At 34.4% G+C, this 24,311-nt stretch carries 24 protein-coding genes; 9 read left to right on the top strand and 15 right to left on the bottom strand.

Translation table 11 applies throughout. The annotated features are described in order from the left end of the window. Window position 1: 1 nt before the first annotated feature. Window positions 2-1,036, bottom strand: a complete 1,035-nt coding sequence (gene hemE / locus MHI02_RS07425; protein WP_145523891.1) for a uroporphyrinogen decarboxylase — start codon at window positions 1,034-1,036, stop codon at window positions 2-4. A 214-nt stretch (window positions 1,037-1,250) separates the two neighbouring features. Then, on the bottom strand, window positions 1,251-3,458 hold the full coding sequence (locus tag MHI02_RS07420) for a transglycosylase domain-containing protein (protein WP_204798133.1): 2,208 nt from the start codon (window positions 3,456-3,458) through the stop codon (window positions 1,251-1,253). 342 nt (window positions 3,459-3,800) lie between these two features. Between MHI02_RS07420 and MHI02_RS07415 the strand changes: the two genes are divergently transcribed. Continuing rightward, window positions 3,801-4,298 carry an antibiotic biosynthesis monooxygenase family protein gene (locus MHI02_RS07415; protein WP_341165805.1) on the top strand — a complete coding sequence of 166 codons (498 nt, stop codon included), beginning with the start codon at window positions 3,801-3,803 and terminating at the stop codon, window positions 4,296-4,298. A 185-nt stretch (window positions 4,299-4,483) separates the two neighbouring features. On the opposite strand, the gene MHI02_RS07410 is transcribed toward MHI02_RS07415, so the two are convergent. The 3 genes from MHI02_RS07410 to MHI02_RS07400 all read right to left on the bottom strand — a co-directional run bounded on the left by MHI02_RS07410 (window position 4,484) and on the right by MHI02_RS07400 (window position 6,120). Next, the gene (locus MHI02_RS07410) at window positions 4,484-4,963 is read right to left on the bottom strand and encodes a thioredoxin family protein (RefSeq protein ID WP_204798132.1); all 480 of its coding nucleotides are present in this window, start codon (window positions 4,961-4,963) and stop codon (window positions 4,484-4,486) included. Next, complete coding sequence (locus MHI02_RS07405) at window positions 4,956-5,402, bottom strand: disulfide oxidoreductase (RefSeq protein ID WP_047185316.1); 447 nt, start codon at window positions 5,400-5,402, stop codon at window positions 4,956-4,958. The genes MHI02_RS07410 and MHI02_RS07405 overlap by 8 nt, the downstream gene beginning before the upstream one ends. A gap of 88 nt (window positions 5,403-5,490) precedes the next feature. Further along, window positions 5,491-6,120, bottom strand: coding sequence for a phosphatase PAP2 family protein (locus MHI02_RS07400; protein WP_225344048.1), 630 nt, complete (start codon window positions 6,118-6,120; stop codon window positions 5,491-5,493). A 90-nt stretch (window positions 6,121-6,210) separates the two neighbouring features. Here MHI02_RS07400 and MHI02_RS07395 point away from each other — a divergent pair, with 90 nt between their 5' ends. Then, entirely contained in the window at window positions 6,211-6,648 is a 438-nt protein-coding gene (locus MHI02_RS07395; RefSeq protein WP_047185315.1) for a ferritin-like domain-containing protein, read from the top strand. Window positions 6,649-6,739: 91 nt separating this feature from the next. Here MHI02_RS07395 and MHI02_RS07390 read toward each other — a convergent pair whose 3' ends face one another. Together MHI02_RS07390 and MHI02_RS07385 are read right to left on the bottom strand one after the other, a co-directional pair. Beyond that, the gene (locus MHI02_RS07390; protein WP_204798131.1) at window positions 6,740-7,954 is read right to left on the bottom strand and encodes an ABC transporter permease; all 1,215 of its coding nucleotides are present in this window, start codon (window positions 7,952-7,954) and stop codon (window positions 6,740-6,742) included. Further along, entirely contained in the window at window positions 7,947-8,690 is a 744-nt protein-coding gene (locus MHI02_RS07385) for an ABC transporter ATP-binding protein (protein WP_047185313.1), read from the bottom strand. The genes MHI02_RS07390 and MHI02_RS07385 overlap by 8 nt, the downstream gene beginning before the upstream one ends. Before the next feature lie 627 nt (window positions 8,691-9,317). Between MHI02_RS07385 and MHI02_RS07380 the strand changes: the two genes are divergently transcribed. From MHI02_RS07380 to MHI02_RS07370, 3 genes are all read left to right on the top strand, one after another. Then, window positions 9,318-9,749: an HIT family protein gene (locus tag MHI02_RS07380; protein WP_047185312.1), complete on the top strand. Its 432-nt coding sequence runs from the start codon at window positions 9,318-9,320 to the stop codon at window positions 9,747-9,749. Window positions 9,750-9,885: 136 nt separating this feature from the next. Next, complete coding sequence (locus MHI02_RS07375; protein WP_047185311.1) at window positions 9,886-10,407, top strand: tryptophan transporter; 522 nt, start codon at window positions 9,886-9,888, stop codon at window positions 10,405-10,407. Window positions 10,408-10,528: 121 nt separating this feature from the next. Next, a complete protein-coding gene (locus MHI02_RS07370) occupies window positions 10,529-10,900 on the top strand; it encodes a YtxH domain-containing protein (RefSeq protein ID WP_370447396.1) in 372 nt (123 codons plus the stop codon). A gap of 52 nt (window positions 10,901-10,952) precedes the next feature. On the opposite strand, the gene MHI02_RS07365 is transcribed toward MHI02_RS07370, so the two are convergent. The 3 genes from MHI02_RS07365 to MHI02_RS07355 form a co-directional block, all read right to left on the bottom strand. After that, the gene (locus MHI02_RS07365) at window positions 10,953-11,855 is read right to left on the bottom strand and encodes a glycine betaine ABC transporter substrate-binding protein (RefSeq protein ID WP_047185309.1); all 903 of its coding nucleotides are present in this window, start codon (window positions 11,853-11,855) and stop codon (window positions 10,953-10,955) included. 69 nt (window positions 11,856-11,924) lie between these two features. Then, complete coding sequence (locus MHI02_RS07360) at window positions 11,925-12,779, bottom strand: ABC transporter permease (RefSeq protein ID WP_047185308.1); 855 nt, start codon at window positions 12,777-12,779, stop codon at window positions 11,925-11,927. Then, complete coding sequence (locus tag MHI02_RS07355) at window positions 12,772-13,971, bottom strand: quaternary amine ABC transporter ATP-binding protein (RefSeq protein WP_060667479.1); 1,200 nt, start codon at window positions 13,969-13,971, stop codon at window positions 12,772-12,774. The genes MHI02_RS07360 and MHI02_RS07355 overlap by 8 nt, the downstream gene beginning before the upstream one ends. 389 nt (window positions 13,972-14,360) lie before the next feature. Here MHI02_RS07355 and MHI02_RS07350 point away from each other — a divergent pair, with 389 nt between their 5' ends. Beyond that, complete coding sequence (locus tag MHI02_RS07350) at window positions 14,361-14,855, top strand: GbsR/MarR family transcriptional regulator (protein ID WP_047185306.1); 495 nt, start codon at window positions 14,361-14,363, stop codon at window positions 14,853-14,855. Between the two features lie 371 nt (window positions 14,856-15,226). Here MHI02_RS07350 and MHI02_RS07345 read toward each other — a convergent pair whose 3' ends face one another. After that, window positions 15,227-15,580, bottom strand: coding sequence for a DUF1878 family protein (locus MHI02_RS07345; RefSeq protein ID WP_052771721.1), 354 nt, complete (start codon window positions 15,578-15,580; stop codon window positions 15,227-15,229). A 343-nt stretch (window positions 15,581-15,923) separates the two neighbouring features. On the opposite strand from MHI02_RS07345, the gene MHI02_RS07340 reads away from it, so the two are divergent. Beyond that, entirely contained in the window at window positions 15,924-16,466 is a 543-nt protein-coding gene (locus MHI02_RS07340; RefSeq protein WP_047185305.1) for a DUF3267 domain-containing protein, read from the top strand. 156 nt (window positions 16,467-16,622) lie between these two features. Continuing rightward, a complete protein-coding gene (locus tag MHI02_RS07335; RefSeq protein ID WP_047185304.1) occupies window positions 16,623-17,522 on the top strand; it encodes a peptidylprolyl isomerase in 900 nt (299 codons plus the stop codon). A 45-nt stretch (window positions 17,523-17,567) separates the two neighbouring features. On the opposite strand, the gene MHI02_RS07330 is transcribed toward MHI02_RS07335, so the two are convergent. Next, window positions 17,568-17,762 (bottom strand): sporulation YhaL family protein, encoded by a 195-nt coding sequence (locus MHI02_RS07330; protein WP_052771720.1) that lies wholly within the window; start codon window positions 17,760-17,762, stop codon window positions 17,568-17,570. Window positions 17,763-17,911: 149 nt separating this feature from the next. Between MHI02_RS07330 and MHI02_RS07325 the strand changes: the two genes are divergently transcribed. Beyond that, window positions 17,912-19,138, top strand: coding sequence for an HD domain-containing protein (locus tag MHI02_RS07325; RefSeq protein ID WP_060667480.1), 1,227 nt, complete (start codon window positions 17,912-17,914; stop codon window positions 19,136-19,138). Between the two features lie 260 nt (window positions 19,139-19,398). Here MHI02_RS07325 and MHI02_RS07320 read toward each other — a convergent pair whose 3' ends face one another. The 3 genes from MHI02_RS07320 to MHI02_RS07310 form a co-directional block, all read right to left on the bottom strand. Next, window positions 19,399-19,947 carry a GbsR/MarR family transcriptional regulator gene (locus tag MHI02_RS07320; protein WP_060667481.1) on the bottom strand — a complete coding sequence of 183 codons (549 nt, stop codon included), beginning with the start codon at window positions 19,945-19,947 and terminating at the stop codon, window positions 19,399-19,401. A gap of 69 nt (window positions 19,948-20,016) precedes the next feature. Beyond that, window positions 20,017-22,974 (bottom strand): ATP-binding protein, encoded by a 2,958-nt coding sequence (locus tag MHI02_RS07315; RefSeq protein WP_257456383.1) that lies wholly within the window; start codon window positions 22,972-22,974, stop codon window positions 20,017-20,019. A 4-nt stretch (window positions 22,975-22,978) separates the two neighbouring features. Next, window positions 22,979-24,202, bottom strand: a complete 1,224-nt coding sequence (locus MHI02_RS07310) for a metallophosphoesterase family protein (protein WP_204798129.1) — start codon at window positions 24,200-24,202, stop codon at window positions 22,979-22,981. Window positions 24,203-24,311: the final 109 nt, after the last annotated feature.

Here is a 24,311-nt window from a genome sequence, read left to right as displayed (position 1 = left end):
TCTATTTCCTTGAGTATTCATGAATTAAAGCTGTCAATTTCTTCAATGTTTCAGGTTTAATTTCTGGAGTCACTCCATGTCCTAAATTAAAGACGTGATTTCCATACTCTTTACCTTCGTCTAAAATAGCTTTTGTCCTATTTTCTATTGTTTCCCATTCTGTAAGTAAAATCATAGGATCAAGATTTCCTTGTAGAACCTTCGTAACGCCCATTTCTCGCGCTTCTTTAATAGAAGTTCTCCAATCCAACCCGATAACATCAACCGGTAAGTCATTCCACTCTAATAATAAATGACGAGCACCAACACCAAAATAAATTAACGGTACATCTTGGTTACGTAATTCCGAAAAAATTCTTGTCATCACAGGCTTAATGAATACACGGTAATCTGGTGCATTAAGTGCCCCTACCCATGAGTCAAAAATTTGAATTGCCTTTGCACCAGCTTCAACTTGTGCTTCCACATAGGAAATAATCATATCAGCTAATTTATCCATTAAAGCAAACCATGTGGATGGTTCACGATACATTAATGCCTTTGTCTTATTATAGTTTTTTGAAGGACCTCCCTCAATCATATAACTAGCAAGCGTAAATGGCGCACCACTAAACCCAATCAAAGGTACTTCTAATTGTTCTTCCGTTAACAATTTGATCGTATCTAATACATATGGAACGTCACGGGATGGATTGATTTCACCTAGGCTTTCCACATCTTGGAAGTTGTTTATCGGATTATCAATAACAGGTCCAACGCCCGCTTTTATTTCCACTTCAATACCAATGTAAGGAAGTGGTGTCATGATATCTTTATATAAGATAGCAGCATCAACCCCATAATTTTCTACTGGTAAACGCGTTACATATGCGCATAATTCTGGTTGATGAGTGATTTCAAATAAAGAATACTTTTTCTTTAGTTCTCGATATTCTGGTTGTGATCTACCTGCTTGTCTCATAAACCAGCCAGGAGTATAATCCGTTTCTTCCCCGTTATATGCTTTAATAATAGTATCATTGATTTTTTTCGACATTTTTTTCATCCTTTAACCGTTTCTTCTATCCCTACTATAAAGATTTGCGTAACAAAAGTGTAGTAAAATCCACTTTTGTCACTAATTTGACTCAATTACACGATGATATGAAAACATTTTACCATGATAAAGAAGACTTTCATCGGCGGGGTTTTTCTTCATCCCCTACTGACGGCCGCACCTATCGGACTTTTACAGGCAGTTGATCTCTCAACTACCTTCTTTGTTCCCTAGAAGGCTTGAGGTAGGATAAATTTACCGTATCAGACCTTACGCCTTCCAATTTTGTAAGTGGATCATAAGGAACAACATAATAGTTATTGGAATGGAATAAATTAAAATTTATATAAAATTCATCCTTTCCTGTAACTTCTCCAACCCGTTCATCGATTCCATCTTTTTCACGATAGATACGATAAACTACACGTTTATCCTTAGACCCATTCCATGAAATTTTTCCTCTGACGAAAGAAACTCCTCCGAATTCGAGTTCAGCGCGAATATTCTCAATTTCAGGTAATACAATTGGTTCAGGTAAGTCTTTCACATTACTAGGTTTGATGAAGTCCTTGGATAATGAATGTTCTTTATCCATTTCCGTTAGTATCGATTTAGTAAGAGCAGTAGGATAAGTACTGCCACCTGTAAGATAATGATTTTCATCCGATTGATCATACCCCATCCATAATACACTTACATATTCTGGTGTATATCCTACAAACCATGCATCTTTTGTTTGTCCTTCGACGTGAGGATGTTCCGTGGTTCCCGTTTTTCCTGCTAAGGCCTTCTTATATTCCCCTGCACTTCCTGTCCCCTTCTTCACTGTAGTAGATAAAATTTTTGTCATATCCCATGCGACCTGAGGACTGAAAACCTTAGTTTTTCGGGATTCTGCCTCATAAACCACTTTATCATATCGATCATAAATCCGATCAATCGTATATGATTTCACCATTTTTCCCTCATTAGCAAAGGCACTATACCCTTCCATCAACTGAATTGGGGTAACTCCACGAGTTAATCCACCTAAAGCAATTGCAAGTCCTTTATCATCATTATCTAGTTGTATTCCCATTTTTTCTAAATACGTTTTAGAATAGTCTACCCCTATTTCATTCAATAACCACACAGCAGAAGTGTTTTTGGATTGAACGATTGCTTCATAAACCGTAGTTATATTCGCGTACGTATCATCTGCATTTGAAACCTCGTAATCATGAATATCCATTTGTTGATCGGGAATAAGTGTAAATGCTGAATATGCATCTTCTTTCATCATAGCAGGACCATATACTGCTAAAGGTTTGAATGTCGAACCTGGTTGTCTCTTCACTAACACGCGATCTAAATTACCAAACTGATAATTTCTTCCCCCTAAAGTCGCGACAATTTTCCCGCTTTTCGCCTCCATCATGACAAATGTTCCTTCCACCTCATCATTGTTTCCCGGGAAATAATCACTATCTTGGAACTTTTTGTAAGCAACCTTCTGTATATTATTGTCTAAATTAACAACAATCCGGTAACCTCCCCTCTCTAAATCATCCAAGGACAATTTATATTTTTCTTCAGCTTCTTTTACTACTAGATCCATATAAGAATCATTCCATGGTTTTTCTTTTTCCTTTTGCAAATTTAGATCAAGGGCTGTACTTTGTTCTTTTAATCTTACTTCATGAGAAATCTTTCCTGCATCTTCCATGGACTGTAAAACGATATTTCTTCGTTTCAAGGCCTTATCGGGATAATCGATTGGGGAATAACCATTCGGAGCTTTTGCAAGACCTGCTAACATAGCACCTTCTGCAATGGTTAAATCGGAAACAGATTTAGAGAAAAAGAAATGAGAAGCAGTTTCTAATCCATATACCCCCTTTCCAAAGTAGAGTTGGTTCAAATATAATTCTAATAGTTCATCCTTTGTAAACTGCTGCTCTAAATAAATAGCGGCCATTACTTCTTTAGCTTTTCTAGACCATGTTTTATCATTATATAAAAAGAGATTTTTCGCTAATTGTTGGGTTAAAGTGCTTGCCCCTTCTACCTTTCCCATAGCAAGAATATCTTTGTAAACAGCACGTATAACAGATTTGAGATCCACACCAAAATGGTCGTAGAAACGTCTATCTTCAATCGAAATAAATGCATCTTTTACATGTTCAGGTATCTCATCAATAGATATGTAGTTTCTATTCTCATTATAGAGTTTGCCTATTATTTCACCATTAGTCGTTTCAATTGTAGTAGTCCCATCTAAACTTAATTTTTCTTTGTCAACAACTAAACTTCCACCAACCCAAATGGCCCCATAACCAATGAAGCAAAATAATAAAATACTAATAAGAAAAATGAAATACCTTTTCAATTTTCTTATTAACCGATGTCGTATTGATAATTGTTCCTTCTTATTATTCTGCATCGATTCACCTCTGTAATGATACTCACCTAATTATACGACAAATTCCGCAATCAGAAAAGCAAAATAAATTATTTATTAGTTAATAATAATTATAAATTACAAACTCCCTGTGAATGATTTTTCTCACCTAAACTGGAAGCAAGACTCCCCTCTTAAGCTTCTTGAAAATCAAAAAGGTTGGTGGAGACCAACTGCACTTATGGGCGATAAATGCGACTAACCATCACGGGGATGAAGAACCCCCACTGTTGGAAGTATTCTTTATATTTAGTAGTATATACATAACTTAAACTTATATTTTTTCTATTCGGGTAATATAATAAGAAGGGAAAGGGTGGTACGATGAAGGCTCATATGACAAATGGTACGTTAGATTTTCTACTTAAACTTGAAGAAAAGCACCCCAACATTTCATTTCACTTTATGACTAGTAATAGTGGAGCATTAGCATACTATGAGAATAGTGATAAGAAGGTATTCAGTGCTGGTAGAACGTATGAAATAGTTAAACAATCCGGTAATTTTATTAAAAAAGCCTATATTGTTATGAATACCATTACTGTATATGAAGAAGATCAAAACGTATTTGAGGATCGAATAAAAAATAGACTAGTGAATAAAATAGATGACTGCCACGCTTACCGTTTTCTAAAACCGGTAAAAGGTAATAAATTTGTTATTCTAACCGTTTGGAAGTCCGTTGAAAACTATAATAACTGGAAAAAATCTCAACGATTTCAAGATGCACAAAAAATATTGCACGCAGAAACACCTGCTTACCCTAGCGATTTACCGTTTACTACTTCCTATTTTCTTTATGAAAAAGAAGGAGCTAACTAGTTTTTTATCTAGTTAGCTCTTTCCGTAGTAAGACGTCCAGCTCCAGCGCCCAGCGACTAGCGAGACTTCCTTCACCTCCGTGCGATAAGTCAACATCGACTCACTCCGTTCGTCGTGTTTCCTTTATCTCCTGCGGCTCAGTCCAGTCCGTACGTCGCTAACCGGGCGCTTACGCTTTTGTTTGCCTATTTAAGTACATATTCATCAAAAAATTTCTGGAATTCTTCTTCTGATTGTTGACCTACAATTCTTGCTTCTTCTTTCCCATCTTTAAAATGAATTAATGTTGGAGTACTTTCAATAGCGTAAGGCTCACCCTCTTCAGGAAACTCTAGAAGATTGAGCATCTTCATATCGACACCGTTTTCTTCAGCAAGTGGAACTAGGTATGGTGTCGTATTTTGGCAATACGAACATGTCGGACTAAAGAAATATACGGTCACGTCTTCACCATTTTTCAACTTTGACTCCAGCTCATCTGGCAAAATTTGATTTTGATAATTTGGATCATCTAGCTGATCAATAGTTGCTTGATCTAAATCACTCGTTCCATAAGGATTATCTGAACCATTCGTTTTTTGGTTATTTTGATACTGGACAACGAAAAACAAAGCAATAATTAAAACCACAATAACCCCAATGATTGCTATCATTTTTTTACCCATTATTTACTTCCTCCTTTACTACTTTCCATAAAAATATACTTAAAACAAATATAACAGTAAAAGCGACAAATGCTAAAAATGGTATGGTAATAAAACCAAAATAATTCACATATATTGCATTACAAGGAACGCCCCCAGCACATGACCCTCCCATTTCTTGCATTGCTGGTACTTTTTGAACAAGATAATGATAGAAAGAAACAACGATACCGACTCCACTTAAAATAATACCAGACACAATACTATTAATTTCTTTCTTGATTGCAGCAACACCATAAATAACAACTAATGGGTACATCAAAATTCGTTGATACCAACATAATTCACATGGTATGTATCCCATTACTTCAGAATAAAACAAACTCCCTGCCATTGCGATAAAGGCCTGGGTCCATGCTAACATTAATAAATTTTCAGCTTTTTTGGATAGTTTTCCCATATAATATACCCTTTCATGGTTTACTTTTCTCTAAAAACTAATTATACATGGTTGGTTTCCTATCTGCCTAAAAAAAACTATGACAACTTTATGACTCTTTTGGAAAAAGTTTTTCATATAGATAAATGTAGCAGATCAATAGAATAAATCCTATACCAAACCCTGCTAATACATCTGTTAAATAATGTGCATTAATAATGAACCTACTAATTCCAATTAGAAATACAAGAAGAGATAAGCTAACTTGGATAATTATTGATATACTATGTACTTTCACTTTTCTTGTAATAAAAAATGCTAGTAAACCGTAGCAAACCATCGAAATCATGGCATGACCTGATGGAAAACTTCCTCCTACCGCATTAGCTGCTACTATAATACTAGGCCTTTCGCGAGGGATAATATCTTTGATAAATCCATTTATAAAATAGGAAAAAAGTGTCCCTCCCGCAAATATAAAAGGAGGAAGCAAATGTTTATATATCAAGGCCAAAATTACCGACGCTATTAGAACAAAAGGAATTAAAAATTGTCTTGAACCCAACTGAGTAATGGCAAACGCAAAATAGTATAAAGGTGTACCTGCATACCCTTCTACTAATTTAATTGTCCACTGATCCACTAATGGAACGTAGCCATTCCTAATTTGAAATATCCAAACCGAGATTGGTATGAATATAACGATGGTTAGCAATATCATTAGATTTCTTTTTCGCAATGATGTTAACCCCTTTTTGTATGTAATGTTTAAAATAATCGTGATGTGGTATACAGGTAGTATAACAAAAATATAAAGGTAGGGATAATCATGGAAAAAGAAATGAAGCAATTAATTGATGGACTAAACGAAGACCTATCTCATGAATACGGTGCAGCTATCCAATATACTTATAGTGCTTCCGTTGTATCCGGACTTTACCGTTCTGCTCTTAAACCATTTTTTGAAGAAGAGATTACAGATGAGTTAGGACATGCATTGTATCTTTCTGAAAAAATCAAATCACTTGGTGGAACACCGACAACTAGTGCTGCAGAAGTTCCACAGCCTACTGATGTTAAAGATTTACTAGAGGCGACTCTAAAAGCTGAATCTGATACCATTAAACGATATGAAACAAGAAAACAACAGGCAGAAAATCTAGGATTAACAGAACTTGTTGTAAAATTGGAAGATTTAATTTCGGATGAAACCAATCATAAAGAAGAAATCGAACGGTTATTAGAAGATCCAAGATTTAATTCATGAAATAGCTATAAAGAAGACTTCTATCAATCGGGGGTTTCTATCTTCCAAAAATAAATCAGTGGAGCTTATTATTCCACTGATTATTTTTGTTTTATTCTAATTTAGATTTCACATACCCACTAATAAATACGAAACTAAACAATAACCCACCAATTAAAGCAATCACAAATCCTAAATATTCTTGTGTTAATACAATAACAAGAGCAAAAAGAATCGTTTGAACAATACTTAATTGATATAAAATTTTCATGACGGCTCTTTTGCGCTCACTCATTTCAACAGGATACAAATCTAACCATATATTCACTCGATGGTGATGATACAATGTCATCATTTGGAATGTACTTAAATATAAAAATAGGATGCTAAGAATAACCTTTAACCACATATTTGGGACAAAGAAAATGAATAATCCTCCAATTACGAGTAAACGGAAATACATCCCTATGTACTCTCCACTACGTACAAAAGTGATACGGTATAAGTAGTCATAACTATTTTTATTATGAAATGGAACAGAATTTGTAACCAATCGAACGAGCCACTGACGTTTTTTAACACGTACCTTTAAATGTGGCACATCTGCAAACATATTAGCAAAACGATAAAATGCCTGTAAGCGATGTTGGTCTTTTTCGATTAATAATTCCCAGTTAATCCCTATTTGCTTTTTGGAATAATAATAATCGTAGAGAAAGATGATAACAAAAATAAACGTCGTAATCCCTGCAAACATAACATCGCCACGTATTACAAAATAAAAAATGGTTATGTTTAATATGATACGGACGAAAGCATCCAATAATCGTATATTTTTATCTCTAACTTTTAGCATCCACCAATTTGCAAAAAGATTGCCTATTTTTATAATAAGTAAAACGAGTAAAGTAAGTAGATAAATACTTCCAGTACGTTCCGGATAAGAAGCAAAAAATAAAGGACCTAAAGCAGCTGCTATAAGTAAAATTAAATATAGTTGAATCACGAAACTATAAATTAAAGTATTACGAAAATAAGCACTCATCTTATCTTCTGCAGTAATGATAAAAACAAGATCAGGTTCCTTTAATAACGTTCGTACAGGACTATAGCTAGCAACTAAACCAAATAAAACTCCAATAACCAGAGCAGTTGGAAAGTTAGACGGTAAATCATCTAAAGCCTGCCGATAATAGACAGCTAAAGTAGAAATTAAAAAGAAAAGCACAATAACCATATGTCCATTTAAAATATAGCGTAAATATCTCCCTAATTCCTTTATATGGGCAGATAAACGCCTTTTATAAAACAAATGGGAATCAAACATGGCTATCTTCCTTTGTTAATTGAACATATAAATCATCTAAAGTTGCTTGAGGCATATTGAAATCGTCTCTTAACTCGTCCAATGTACCTAAAGCACGAATCTTACCGTCATGCAAAATAACAAAACGATCACAATACCGTTCAGCAGTTGCTAAAATATGTGTAGACATTAAGACACCTGCACCATTGTTTTTTACATCATTCATTAATTGTAAATAAGACTGTATTCCTAATGGGTCTAGTCCAACGAACGGCTCGTCGACAATATACAATGGAGGATTAATTAAGAATGCACACATAATCATTACTTTTTGACGCATCCCCTTTGAAAAATGAACAGGAAACCAATTTAGCTTTTTTTCCATACGAAATTCCTTTAGTAAAGGATCTAATCGTTCCTTAAAGATATCTTCACTAAGTCCGTATGCCATTGCAGTAAGTTGAAGGTGTTCATATAAAGTCAATTCATCATAAAGGATTGGCATTTCAGGAATATATGCGATTTGCTTTCGATAAGTTGTAGAACTTTCTTTAAATGTTTTTCCATTTACGACGATGTTCCCTTTTTTGGGTTGCATAAGTCCAATTACATGTTTAATGGTTGTACTTTTTCCTGCACCATTTAATCCAATTAACCCAACAATTTCTTTCGGCTTCACATCAAAGGAAATACCATGAAGGACGTTTTTATGTGTATAACCACCATAAAGATTATCAATATGTAAAAGTGAATCCAAATCATTTCCTCCTCTTCATTACCCTTGATTTTATCACGTTTAGCAAGCTTTTCCAAAACAAACTGTCATTAAAATTTCGACACGAAAATAGGGTTTTATTTTTTTAAAGAAATATTTTTAATTTGTTGTATATAAAATAAGAAACAAGTACAGAATAGGTAGTGAAGAAACAGGATGCAGCAAACACTTAACCAAGTGTGAATCACAAATGAGGTGTTAGTGATCGAGTTACTAATATAGATTTTGTGTATATTAAAAAACACAAATGAGGTGTTAGTGAACGATAATCTACTCTGAATTTGAGACTAATTTACACACAAATGAGGTGTTGGTGTTGGCGATTCTAATGTAGAAAACCCTTTTGCCAGATATCGTCTCATTATATGAGGCTTTGACAAAAAGGTTTTTGTAAACAGTTAAATTACGATTTAACAAGTTTACTGTCCCCACTCATTAGGTTTACCATCCTGTTTCTTCAAATAATAGGTCTAGCTCGTATATATACGGGTTGGGCCTATTTCTTTTTCTAAAACACTTTACTTTGTTTCCGCTTCCTATATACAATAGAAGAGGATGTTCAAAAAGTCCGATGAAGGTAGTAATTACTATTAATTAGGAGTGATCAATATGAATCATGAAGATTGTATTTTTTGTAAGATTATAAATGGTGATATTCCGTCTGCAAAAGTTTACGAAGATGAGCATGTGTATGCGTTTTTAGACATTTCTCAAGTTACAAAAGGACATACATTAGTCATTCCAAAAACACATGTCAAAGATATTTTCGAAACACCACCCGAAGTAGCTAAAGAATTGTATGCGCGAATTCCAAAAGTAGCAAATGCTATAAAAGAAACATACCAACCACTTGGATTAAATACGTTAAACAACAACGGAGAAGCTGCTGAACAGTCTGTATTTCATTTACATATCCACCTTATCCCACGATATGGCGAAGGAGACGGCTATACACCAAATTGGACCGTTCACACCGATGACTATACTTCAGAAGATTTACAACAGATTGCTAAAGAAATCGGACAAAACATCCAAAATTAGTCTGAAAAAATAGAAATAAATAAATAGCACTATTTATTTATTTCTATTTTTGTTATAATAGCTGTAAGTTTCCGCAACTGACAACGAGTGTACAGTTGGGAGTAGCTTAGAAAAGCATAGATGAGGAGAGATCAGTATGAATATTCGCATTTTAATTACTTTGTCACTTTTGGTGGGGATTGGTACAGTATTACACGCAGTCGTACCAGGGTTTGTTTTTGGTGTTAAGCCAGATATGTTGTTATCCATGATGTTTTTAGGCGTATTTCTATTCCCTAAAGCAAGATACGTTCTGTTATTGGCATTAGTATCTGGAGTTATTTCTGCTTTAACTACACAAGCACCCGGTGGACAAATTGCAAACATGATTGATAAGCCTTTATCTGCATTTATTGTTTTAGCTCTTTTTGTACTACTACAAAAGAAAGTTCGCAATGCGATCAGTGCACCTATCTTAACTTTCATTGGAACGGTCATTAGTGGTTCCGTATTTGTTGGTGTAGTTGCATTGTTTGCTGGGTTAGGTAATGGAACTTTCTTAGCAATGTTTGTTGGTGCTGTCCTACCCGCTGCTGCAGTAAACACGCTAATCATGGTAGTTATTTACCCTGTTGTCCAATCCATCATGAAACGAACAAAGTTCATCGCAGCAACTTAAACGCAAAGAGGTTCCTCTGGCATCATGCCTGAGGATCTTTTTTTCTAAAAATAGAGATGTATCACTTACAACCAACGCATTACTGTAGTATTATTATGTTATAATATAAAGTGAAAGGAGCGTGTTAACTTTGTCAAGAACGAAATCACTCGTTTTAGGACTCATTGTTGGCGGAGCTGTTAGTGCATCCGTAGCTTTATTAACTACACCTTCATCTGGAAAAGACTTTCGTAATCGTTTTAGAGAACATGATATGAAAGAATTACTTAATAACTTAAAAGAAGATGGATTACGTCTTAAAAGACAAATTACTGAAACTTCAAAGGAAAGTGCTTCCTTAATTAAAGATTTAACCCAAGATATCAAGAAATCAGTAGAAGAATGGAAAGACACGGTAGAGCCTCACCAAGAAAATATTCATAAGTACTTGGAACAAATAGAAAGCAGTTTAAGAGACCTTGAAGAAAAGGTAAAGACTACCACCACAAATTAAACAAAAAGCTGATACATTTTAAACATGTATCAGCTTTTTTATGCCTATTTAATTATTCAATTCCTTCTGTCCACTCAGCTACTTTATCTTGGTTTTCTTCTACCCAAGCTGCTGCTGCATCTTCAGGGCTTTCCCCATTTTGAATAGCTAACATTACTTCTTCCATATCAGAAATATCCCAATGGAAGTTATCCAATACTTGGTAAGCTTCAGATGCATCGTCTTTTAATCCTTCGCGAACAAAGGTATTAATCGTTTCTTCTCCTCCAAAAGTTCCTTCAGGGTCATCTAAATATTTAAGATCATATTTGGAGAATTTCCAGTGTGGAGACCAACCAGTTACAACAATATCTTCTTTGTTTTTAATTGCTTCCCCTAATGCAGTTGCCATTGCACCACTTGAAGAAGTTTGAACTTCCCATCCATCAAGATTATCATAGTCTTCTAATGATTGTTCAGCGGCAGCAACTACACCAGCACCTGCGTCAATACCGGTAATTTTTTTATCAGCTTGATCTTTTAAATCAGCAATAGAATTAACATCTTCCATATATTCAGGAACAACTAAACCTATTTTAGCGCCTTCCAAATTAGGTCCTAAATCTTCCACCTGGTCACCGTATTGGGCGGCTTGTGATTCATGTGTTACTGGCAACCATGCAGAAACCGAAGCATCGGCTTCCCCACTTGCAACTGCTTCCCACATAACGGCATTATCAAGTGGAGTTAATTCAACTTTATAACCTAAATCTTCAAGAACTTTCCCAATAACATTGGAAGACGCGACCTCTGAATCCCATTCTACATAAGCTAAATTCAATTCTTTTTGCTCTTTTGATTTACCGTCAGAAGCAGTATTATCTGATTCTGAGTCATTCGCACCACAACCTGCTGCAACTAATGATAAGGAAAGTCCAGCTACAACACTAAGACGTTTCCAGTTCAGATTAAACATAAATAAAATCTCCCCTTTTTTAAAATTATTATATTTAGACTTTTCAAATTGAAAAGATACCAACTAGACTTATTTTTTCTTGTTCATATTTTGGGTAATACGATCAATGATAATTGCTAAAATAACAATACCTAAACCAGCTACGAAACCAGTACCCACCTCTGCACGTTGAAGAGATGAAAGAACTTCTCTACCAAGACCTTTCGCGCCAATCATAGAAGCAATAACAACCATGGATAGAGCTAGCATTACGGTTTGGTTAATTCCAGCCATAATGGTTGATTTCGCCATGGGTAATTCTACCTTAAATAACTTCTGTGCTCCTGTACTACCAAAAGCATCTGCCGCTTCAACCAGTTCACTGGAAACTTGCCTAATCCCTAGGTTTGTAAATCGAACAGTTGGCGGTGTGGCAAATATTAAAGAAGCAAACACACCTGGAACCATACCAATACTGAAAAATGCTACAGCAGGTATTAAATAAACAAAAGCTGGCATGGTTTGCATAAAGTCTAGAATTGGCGTAATAATGGTATTTGCAATTTTACTTTTAGACATCAATATACCAATTGGAACACCAATAATAACGGATAAGATACTCGCTAACAATACTAGTGTGACAGTATTCATTAAATTTTCCCAATGACCTTGATTATAAATTAACCAAAGACCAACGATGGAAAAAGCTGCAAGACCAAATTTCTTCCCGGAAACAAAGAACGCTAGCACCGCAACGGCAAGGATAAAAATGACAGGTGGAATTGCTAATAGTACATCATCTGTGAAGAATCCCATAAACTCATTTAAATATTTTTTGATCGGTTCGAATAAAAATGCAAATGTTTCTTTCGTTTTATCTGTTACCCATTCCGTACCTTCTGCAATAGGTAATTTTGGTATAAAATCTAATAGACTATTAAGCATTTTCTACATTCACCTCGCCTTCCCCAGCAAGAGCCGCTATAACAGAACCTCTGACAATAACTCCTACTAGTTTCCCTTCTTCCACTACTGTTACTGGTACTTGCGAATCATAAATGATAGAAAATATATCGTGCAATGCCGTATCTTTATTCACTGTCGGCATGTCCGTTTTGATTATTTGTTGTACATCTCTAATGTCTTTCTTACGTGCGTCAGAAGCATCATCTGCAGTAATATATCCTTTTAAATTTCTCTTACCATCTACTACAAAAATACTCGATAAACCTTCTTCCCTCATTCTTTCTAAAGCAACACGTGGTCCATGTTTTTCTACATTAATCGTTTCTGGTCGTTTCATAATGTGTTGAGCACTTAATACTTTAGACTTATCAACATCTTCCACGAATTTTTCAACGTAATCATTTGCCGGATGAACTAATATCTCCTCAGGAGTACCAATTTGTACAATAGAACCATCTTTCATTAATGCAATTCGATCTCCCAAACGTAATGCTTCATCAAGATCATGTGTAATAAAAACAATTGTTTTTTGCATCGTTGTTTGTAGATCTATTAATTCATCCTGCATTTCTTTACGAATTAATGGATCAAGTGCCGAGAAGGCTTCATCCATTAATAATACTTTCGGATCATTTGCTAGTGCCCTGGCCAATCCGACACGTTGTTGCATCCCGCCCGAAAGCTGACCAGGAAATTGTTCTAAATAATTACCAAGCCCGACTAATTCGAGAGCTTCTTTTGCTTTCTTCTCACGTACCTCTTTAGGTACATCTTGGATTTCTAAACCATATTCCGCATTTTTTAATATCGTTCGATGTGGGAACAATCCAAACTTCTGGAAAACCATACTTAGTTTTTCTCTTCTTACTTGACGCAGAGCTGTTTTATCCATTTTAGATAAATCCTCTTCGTCAATAAATATGCTTCCCATCGTTGGTTCAATTAATCGATTAATAAGGCGAACTAATGTTGACTTACCGCTCCCCGATAAACCCATAATTACAAAAATTTCACCTTGTTCTACAGAAAATGAAGCCTGGTTAACCCCAACCGTACATCCTGTTTCTTTCAGAATGGCTTCTTTAGATTTGCCCTCATTCAGTAGTTTTAATGCTTGCTTTGTATTCTTTCCAAATACTTTTGTTAACTTTTCTACTTGGATGATTGACATATCTTTCACCTCTTTCTTTTAATCTATTTAATTAGAAAACTTGGCATTCGCTATTAAGTTGGGCGATGCCTAAGTAACACTTTTACAGGAAGAAAACATATACCTTCCTTTCTGCTAAGCAAAATGTTTACTATTTAGAAACCTGTTTTGACATCAAAAGTTCTAAATAACTGATCATACTATATAACTATACATCTAATTGTTAGTCTTTCACAAACTGTGAATACCGTTGTTTTCGAATATATTTTATGTACAGTTTGAACTGTACAAAGATTAAGTAAGTAATGCTTTGAATTCCTCCTAATCACGTCAAAATACTGCATAACTGTCAATTTTATAAATTTTATTATTTATTGTAGGGTTTTATATAAGAGGGGATTGGTGGTTTAATGGATATTATAAATAATGAAAAAACAGAGCAAATTATTACGGAATTTTCAAAAACTGTTCAATTGTTCGGGTTACATCCATTAGAAGCACGTTTATTTTCATATTTATACCTTTCCGGGAGGGCGCTTACACTTGATGAAATGAGCGAAGCTTTAGGTAAAAGTAAAACTTCTATGAGTACCAATATTCGTAGTTTATTAGATATGAATTTAGTACAACGCGTTTGGAGAAAAGGCGTAAGGAAGGATTTATATAAGGCAAATTCACCATTATTTAAAACATTTATGAACTTTTATATCACGGAATGGGTTAATGCAGCAAAAAGCCAAAAAGAAACATTAGAGGAAATACAAATAATGATAGACAAACAAAATAAAGAACCTTCAACAGATGTGAAGAACGTTTCTAATCGGTTGAAGGAAATTATTGCTTTTCATAGCGAAATTGAATCACTCTATGAGAGAGTGGAGAACAAAAGCGGAAGCGCCCGTTAAGCGACGTACGGACTGCGCCTGGCCATGCCAGGTGGTCCGATGTTGCCGCGCAAAGCGGCGGTTTTAATCGGACATTCCACCGCCGTAGGAGATAAAGGAAACATGCCCCTTCATAGGGGTATGCCGACGTTGGCCGCAAAGGCCGTACTTAGTCGGCCTTCCTTTAGTACTTTGAGTCGATGTTGACTTTCACCACAAGGGTATAAGTGCGACTAAGCCTCTGGTTTCACCATCGGCAAGTCTTCTTTATCGTCCGGAGGTGAGGGAAGTCTCGCTAGTCGCTGGGCGCTGGAGCTGGACGTGGTCTTCCCTTTAACAAGATTTAATAAGCTAAATTTTTATACTTTCGTATCTTTTGAAAAATAGTAATTCTACCTTTTTCGTATTTTCGATTCTCTCGTTATGATATTGGTAAACTCATTCATTAAAGAAGGATAATATCCTTCTTTTTTTAGTGCAGCTATTGTTTCATTTGGGTTGAGTTTTTCATTTAGCATGCCTGCGAATCTTACAAGAAGCGTAGTAAAGTCTATAAGCCCCTCTTCTTTTTGTTGATGGTATGTCTGATTAAGGCCATTTAACAGTTCCATCAAATCATTATACTCTTTTTCCGATATATTATTTTCAATAATTAATCTAATAAATGGATACCTATTAAGATTGATAACCTTTGAAATTAATTGAATATGAAATGAAGAGGTATCACACTTCCCAAACTCCTTCAATATTTTCAACCCCCCATTATATGCATTCCTTCAGAGTTTTATGTTCATTCGTTTTCATATTTAATGTCTTAGAAAACTTGGCATTCGCCAGGTTTTTGGGCGGTTGCCTTAGTTGCACTTATACAGGAAGAAAGTATGATATCTTCCACCTTAGGAAACTTAGCATTTGCTTAGGGCGAATGCCTTAGTTGCGCTTATGTAGACGGGAAAGATTTTTATGCTTTCCCATCTGCCAAAATAACTATTGATTTTTATTTCAAATCGTACTATTATTCATGAAGTAATTTCTTATCAATCTTAGAATTTGAAATAAAAAGTGTCACGTAAAAAGAGGTGTTTAAGTATGAATTGTTGGAAATCCATTAATCCAGATAAAGAAATCGGTAAAACTCGAACGTATTTTATATCTACATTAATTGGTGTTCTTACATTTATCATTTTATATGTTCCGTTTACGATTTATCATGGAACTAACCGAAATCATGAAACTGGTTTTATCCCATTTTTAATATCCGTTTGTTTTTTACCTAGTATTCATTCGTTCATGCATATTTTACCATTAATTCTCTTAAATAAACGAGTCCATATTTATTATAAATTTAAAATGAAAATATTTCCTATTTTTACCTATTATACAAAAAGCCATATAACAAAAAAAGTGTCTTTAATCGTTTTAATTTCACCGACAATTCTCATTACATTTACTGGAATCATTTTGACTTATCTTTTTGCAAAGTATTATTTATATATTTTATTATTTACATGTATTCATGTTGGAGTTTCATTCCTTGATTTCTGGTATATGAATCAAATCATCCGCGCACCAAAAGAAGCGTATGTCCAAAGTGAAAATGACGGCTTCGATATATTACTAAAAGCTCATTAAGGATCCAGTATATACTGGGTTCTTTTTAATTGTGGCAGAATTTAGGTATTTTTCAAGTAATTTAGTTTCCAACTATTCATTTCCTATTGATGTATGTTATATTTAATTTTGTATAAAATAAGAGTTATATTTTAGAGATTAGGAGTGTTCGTTTAGATGAAAAAACTAATTGTAGCAGTTGCATTAACTGCTAGTGTCTTTACACTGTCTGCATGTAATAATGGAAACTCTGATGTTATGGAGTCAAAAGCGGGAGACATTACAAAAGATGAATTTTATAATGAACTAAAAGACCGATATGGTGAAGGTGTACTAAAAGAATTAGTCACTACTAAGGTTTTGGAAGATAAGTACGAGGTTTCTGAAGAAGATATAGACAATGAAATTAAAAATATGAAAGATATGTATGGGGATCAATACGATATGGTTATTCAACAAAACTTCGGGGATGAGGAGAGCCTTCGTAAAGTCATAAAGATCTCTCTACTACAAGAACAAGCAGCTGCTGAAGATGTTGAAGTTTCAGAAGACGAAATCAAAAATAGATATGATAGACAAAAGACAGAAATTGATGCACAACACATTCTAGTGGCTGATGAAAAAACAGCTAAAGAAGTAAAAGAGAAATTAGATAAAGGGGAAGATTTCGCTAAGCTTGCTAAAGAGTATTCCACTGACAACAGTGCTGAAGAAGGTGGAAAATTAGGGTATTTCTCTGCAGGCCAAATGGTGAAAGAATTTGAAGATGTAGCATATAGCATGAAACCTGGTGAAATTAGTGACCCCGTAAAAACAGAATACGGTTATCACATTATCAAGGTAAATGATGTCCGTAAAAAAGAAGGAAAAGTTGAAAAATACGAGGATGTAAAAGATGACATTCGTCGCCAATTAGTTTCTGAAAAAGTGGACATGAATGCTTTACAAGATAAAATTGACGATATGATTAAAGATGCTGACGTAGATATTAAAATAAAAGAATATAAAGATATGTTTAAACAAGAAAAACCAAATCAAAATGAACAAGAAGCTCCTAAAGAGGATGCTAAAGGATAAAATAAATAGAGGTACAACTCATTTTTAGTTGTACCTCTATTTTTATTATGAAGTCTGTTGTCTATCTTTCTCCCGTTGTTCTTTTTCTTTTATCATTCGTTCTATAAAAATCTTCCCTTCCCTCTCCGCATTTTGTTGCTCAAGTTTTCGTTCTGCAACCATTGCCCGAAAAGCCATATAACCACTAAAGAATATTAATAGAATAACTGCAAGAACCCACCAAGGTACTCCAAGAATCATAGCCCTTCCCCCTTGTCCACTTCTATCTACCCCAATATATATGATGGATTCCATAAAAATATTCTTTTATTGAAAATCTTTTCATTTTGTCTAGTAAACTATAAAGGGTTAAAATAGTAGTAAACTTACGGCACAATTGGAGTGGTATCATGTCAAATACACAATCCTATTTTTATTCAAATGTTCCTATTAACGTTGAAGTTAGTGACCTGGAACGAGAACAAATCTTAAAACAATTTCCCCCACCCTCTTTACCAAATGGCAAGGATACTTTTAATTTAGATCATGAAACTGCCGGAAATCAGGTTCATGTTCGTCTACTAGTTAATGATTATCAAGTACAATTAACAAAGACGAATAAAGAATTCTTAAAAGTACGGTTTAGTAATAATGTTGGGGTAATTCAAGCTAAAATATGGGATAATCAAGGTGCAGTTGAAAGAATCCTGCCATTATTAGAGCAATATTCCATTTTCGATGTTGTGGGAAAAGTAGATGAATTTAATGGGTTTAAATCATTAACAGTGAATGAGTTAAATCCATGTGAGGAGGAAATTAATCCTTTTACATACTTACCTTATACAAAACAGGATTTAGAAGGTTTGACTATCGAATTATTTTCATACCTCAATGAATTAAAATCTCCATATAAAGAAATTAGCCTTGCCGCGATGAATCAATTTTGGGAGCAATTTTCAATTAGACCTGCAGCCAAAGGGTATCACCATAATTATTTAGGCGGGTTATTAAAGCATACAGTCGGACTAATGCGCTTTGCTCGGTTTATTTTAAAATTTGAGGATAATCCCTATAAAGCATTAATGAAATTAATAAATATAGTGGAGAAGGCCCATAAAAATGAGCTATGGGCAGAAATTCAAGGTAATCAGAGTCAGCCTTTTATTTGGAAAGGTACGATTGATCATTTATATAACATGTTTTATGGTGCGATGAAGCATAAGGAGAGTCAACCAAACTATGATTTACTTATGACAAGTATATTATTTCATGATATTGGTAAATTACTTGAGTATGATCACGCTGGAAAAACTTATGATGATTTCCGTTTTCTATTTCCCACTGCCACAAATAGCAACTTTGAAAATCGTAAACAAGCAGGAATTACAATGGATGAACTAGGTGCCATGGTTGGGCATATACCTTATGGTGTTCTTATTTTATCTAAAATCATCGAAAAGGAGAATATTCCTGTTTCGATGGAAGAAATTCACCAAATGGCTCATTGTATTCTTTGTCACCATGGCCTTCCTGAATGGGGGTCAGCCGTTAGATCACCGGAAACTATCGAAGGATATTTAATCCACATAGTAGATTATTTGGATAGCCGATATGAGAATGCAGAAGTAATTAAATAAAGAAAACTTCCATCAGTGGGGGTTTTCCTTCATTTACGGGCAGTTAATCACCCACCTACCTTCTTGGTTTCCCGAGAGGCTTGAGGTGGGTTAAAAATAAAAACTAGAGCATTTGCTAAATCAATAGCAAATGTTCTAGTTTTTATATCACGTCCGGCTCCAGCGCCCAGCGACTAGCGAGACTTCCTTTATCTCCTACGGTGGTGGAATGTCTATACGTCGCTAAACGGGCGCTTCCGCCTTTGTTCCTCAATCGTATTCTATTTATTCTTTGGAATATAATTAAATATCTCTCCGGAATCGATAACTTTGATAAATTGCATGAGCCATTGATAATATTTTTTTGCATATTCCAATTTCTCCAAGTCATGTTCGATTTTTTCCTTTAGCTCTTCATCATTTGTCTCTTTATACATTTCTTCAAGGATTTCAATTGCTTCCATCGTTTCATCAATATTTGATTCCGTCTGGGATCTCCATCGTTTACCAAATAAAGAGGTAAATGACTTATACCAGTCTTCTTCTGATTGATAAAGATCTTTTCGAATCCCCTTACGAAAGGCAGTTTCCACCATTCTCATTTCGGATAATGTACGAACACCAGTAGACATGCTTGTTTTACTCATATGTAAAGCATCCCGCATATCATCTAATGTCATCGGTTCATCATTGAAGTATAATACACCATATAATCTTCCAGTTGACGGTGTAATATCATATAAATCCATATTTTTTGCAATTACTTGGATAAACTTTTCAATTATCGCTTCATGCTTTTCCCAGTTCTTTCCGTCTCTTTCTGTTGTCAATGGGTGCCCCCCCTACTAACGCTATTCTGGAAATAGTGTATCATTAAATTTTAATTTATGCGAATAGGATTATTTGAAGGCTGTCGCTTTTAGAGAAATAATCTCTATTTGATCCATATCTAAGGTTATCTCTTTCCTACATGTAAATAAGATAACTTGATACGTTTTCGATATTTCTTCCAATAGGTTAATTACCTGTTTTATTCGTAAAGAATCAAAATGTAAAAATGCATCGTCCAAAATAAACGGTAAATGATTACTTTCACTCATTGTTTTTCCAATGGCAAGTCTCAATGACACATAGAGTTGATCTATTGTCCCCTTAGAAAGTTCATTAACCTCATATCGTAAACCGTTATTTGCCTCAACCTGAAACGACCTATGATCCATTGGGGCATATACACTTTTATATTTATATCCAGTTAGCCTACTAAAATAGTATGATGTAGCTTCCATCACTTGATATAAATGCTTTTCCTTATATGCTCGTTTTGTTTCATTTAATAGTTCTTTTGCTGTTTTTATTATTGCCCATTCTCTTGCCAATTTATTTAATTGTTCTTGTTCCATTTCAAACTGATGTAAATTATTCGAATACTCTTCAGAAGATTCCATTGTTTCTAACTGAGCCTGAACCGTAACTAATTCCTTTTGCGTTTTAGAAATCTCCTGTTGCAAATCTTCAATCTTATTCGCCGTATCATTTCGCATCCATTCTAGTTCACTTTCTGACTGGGCCTTTTCTACAAAGGCTTTCCATTGGCTATTGGGAAATAATCTTTCTAATTGAGCAAACGTGTTGTCTAGCGCTTCCTCGTTCTGTTTTTTTTCATTTACTTGATTCGCCTTTTGATAAAACAATTCCTCTGATTCCACTTGAGCCAATTCTAATAGATTCCTTATTTCGCTTTCGTACGTTCCTATTCGCAGCAATAATTCATCTTGTTCTTTACTATTTTCTTTTAGTAAATCGGTGTATTGCTCGATTTGTTGGGTTATTTCTTGCTGTTTCCTTATAAAAGATTCAATTGCTTTTAGCTGTTGTTCTATCAAATCACCAGTTTCCCAATTTTGTTCTTTGACAAATTCATTTACTTCCGACTGAAATCGGATTACTTTTTCTAGAAGTATTTCTTTATCCTCCAGTACTTTCATATACTCTTTAAATTGGGAAACAAGTTGCTTCAATGCATGAAACAATTCTGGCCAATAGGAAATATCGACATGTTTTAAAAAGGGATAGAATTGATACTGTTCCTTTATTTGTTGTTGAATACTCTCGTACCTATCTTCCACAACCTTCATTTTATCCCGATAATTTAACCGTTTCATGTCATTGGATTTTAATTGTTCTTTAATATTTTCCATTTCAGACACACGTTTATGGTGATCAGAGATTTGGATTTCTGCATCCTGAATATCGTCTTTTGATAATGTATGGAACGTGTCAGATTCAAAATCTGATTGTATAACCATTTCCATTTCTTTTAAACTTTTTCTTCCCCACATCCATTGTCCGACTCCAAATAGCAATAATAGAAAACTAATATCAAGGAGTATTCTTATATCAGTAAATAACCCAACCATTGAAAAAACAACTGCAATGACAAGACAACTGATAAAGAAAACATTCATATCTTTTTCTTTTTTTTCTCTTCTTTTCCTCCAATTTTGCTGTTTTTGAACCGCTTCATTCTGCAAATTTCGAACAGCATGATGTTTATGAAATCTATTTATTTTTTCATTTAACTCAAAAACCTTCTCATCTGGTAAAATTTGTTCTTCCAGTTCTTCCAATTGATTATAGAGATAGTTTCTTTCTTGTTTTAATTGTTGTACTTCTGCCTGGATTCTTTCTTTTTCTAAGGCTACATTTCCTTCATCTCTTTTAATTTGTAACCATGTTTGTTCTATGTGAAATGGAAAATTCATCTTATATAAATGCTCAAAATGTAAATCTACATTTAACCGATTTAATTCCATTTCTATTTCCATTTTCTTACTATCAATGATGTTTTCAGTCCGCTCAAGCTCCTTTTTATTATCCAGAAACTCATGTTTCAGCTTAACCAATGTTTGTGCTGCTTCATATAGCTTTTGATTTGCTAATTTATTTTGGAGCCGCTCCAATTTCTCTTGATACTTCTTTGCATTCCCTTTTAAAACAGCCAATTCGCTTTGGAGTGGTAAAAGATTAGATTTTATATTTTCAATACGAGTTTCACCATGTTCAGGAAAATCAAGATTTTGTCCATACTTTTCCAAATTACTTTGATATCGAATATATTCTCCTATGAGTGGTAATGCTTGTATATTTTTTTCAATGTTTAGTAGCTTTATCTTTTCTTCCTGAAGTTCATTCTTTAATTCACACAACCTATCTTCAAGTTGGGATTCATTCATTTTCTTCTCGCGATAGGTTGTTTCGTTCTTCTTATACCCCTGTAGTGAAGCAAACTGCTTATCTAATGTATCCAATTGCCGGTTGATCATTGGCTTTTTCCCATATGGTTTAAAAAGTTCAGCCAATTTGTTGTCTAACTTTTTTTCTAGATGGTGGATCTCCGTTGAACCAGTTAATCCAATTCCTAACAGCACTTCACCAAGGTCGGATTCCTTCATATTTGTAATCTTATTTAAATCCATTGCAGAAAAGGAAAATATAGATTGATAGGTTTCTAACGTTGTTCCCTTTAACCGTTTCTTTAACCAATCTTCGTCGTATTCCATTCCATCAGGGGTATAACAACTTGCTGCCCCGTTTCTTAAACTGTCTAGTCTCTCAATTGTAAAAATTCCCACTTCCTCATCGGCGATTGTCAACCTTCCACCAATCTGTCCCCCCGACTTTGGACGATAAAATTCCCTTTGCTTAGGGGGTAATCCGAATAACATAAACAGAATAAAATGGTAAATAGTAGATTTTCCTGATTCATTCTCTCCATAAATACAAATCCCATCAGAGAAGCTTATTTCAAAGTTTATCCATTTACCAAATCCATAAATATAAGCTTTTGTAAATTTCATTGCATCACCCCTTTAACAATTCATTTAATAATAATTCTTTTGCCTCTTCTTTCATTACTTGTTGATCTTCTAAGGAGACTGAATGTAAATATCTTCTTGCTTGCTTATGTAAATACAGATCCTGGATAGATTTTTGTAAATCCATCTTTTCAGCTTGTCTAATAACTTCACCTATAAAATGTTCCCCTTTTTTTAGTTCCGCATCTAAATTTTTCCTTTTTATGTTTGTAGTAAAGTGAAAAATATATTTCCACTGTTGGTCCTGGGAAATCATTTGATTTATTATTTCTATTAATTCCTCGATCTGCTTAGCGTTTTCCCATTGTTTCAATACGAAGTCGCCAGTTAAGCTAAGATCTATCAGGGTCTTCCCTGCTATTTGCCTATCATTATTTATCGTTTCCTGAATGAGACGTTCTGCTTGGTGAAGATTCTCGCAATTAGTAAGATCAACTTGGACAGGTTGGAATGTAATCGTATTTAATGGGATAAAAGTTAACACCGAATCTGTCTCCGATAATACCACATGATAACACCCTTTTTGCCCAGTTTCTTTACGATTTCTTCCTTGTATATTCCCAGGATAAACAACAAATGGATTTTCCTTTAAAACTTCTCGTTTATGTATATGGCCAAGTCCCCAATAATCGAATGGCTCTTTTTGTAACTCGGAAAGTTGAAAAGGAGCATAAACATCATGATCTGTGTTACTTTGTATACTTCCATGTAAGGTTGCAATGTGAAAAGGAATATCATGATTGATTACTTTAAATTCCTTCGCCTTTTCATCTGTTACAGCTCTATTCTCATAGCTAAAACCATAGATATTAGCAAGAGCTTCATTTCTCTTCTTATAGGTGAAATGGGACACGGTAACATTCTCGAAAATGTGAACATTATCTGGGTAAGTTACAGGATGGAGGTTACCATTTATAAAATCATGATTTCCATAAGATAGATAAACTTCTATGTTATGTCTTTTTAATTCTTCAAAAGCTTTACGAAGTTGAATTTGTGCTTTTAAACTTTGTTTTTCATTATCGAATAAATCTCCGACAATAAGAACAAAATCTACCTCTTTTTGTATCGCAACCGCAACTAATCTATCTAAGCTAACAAAGGTACTCTCCACGATTTCTTGAAAAATATGATTTGGTGTATGGGCTAGCCCTTTAAATGGACTATCTAAGTGTAAATCAGCTGCATGAATAAAAGATATCTCTTTCATTGTCCTCCCCACCCCTTTTTTACTTCTATTCTAGCAAACGAAGAAACAGAATGCACGTTCTGCATCCTAAGTACTTTTCAACCAAAAAAGGAGAAGATCTAATATTGAC

It is taken from the genome of Oceanobacillus sp. FSL K6-0118 (assembly GCF_038006665.1).
Classification (GTDB): Bacteria; Bacillota; Bacilli; order Bacillales; family Amphibacillaceae; genus Oceanobacillus; species Oceanobacillus caeni.
The sequence above is the reverse complement of the archived record's forward strand: the minus strand, read 5'-3'. Positions and strand labels throughout refer to the sequence as shown.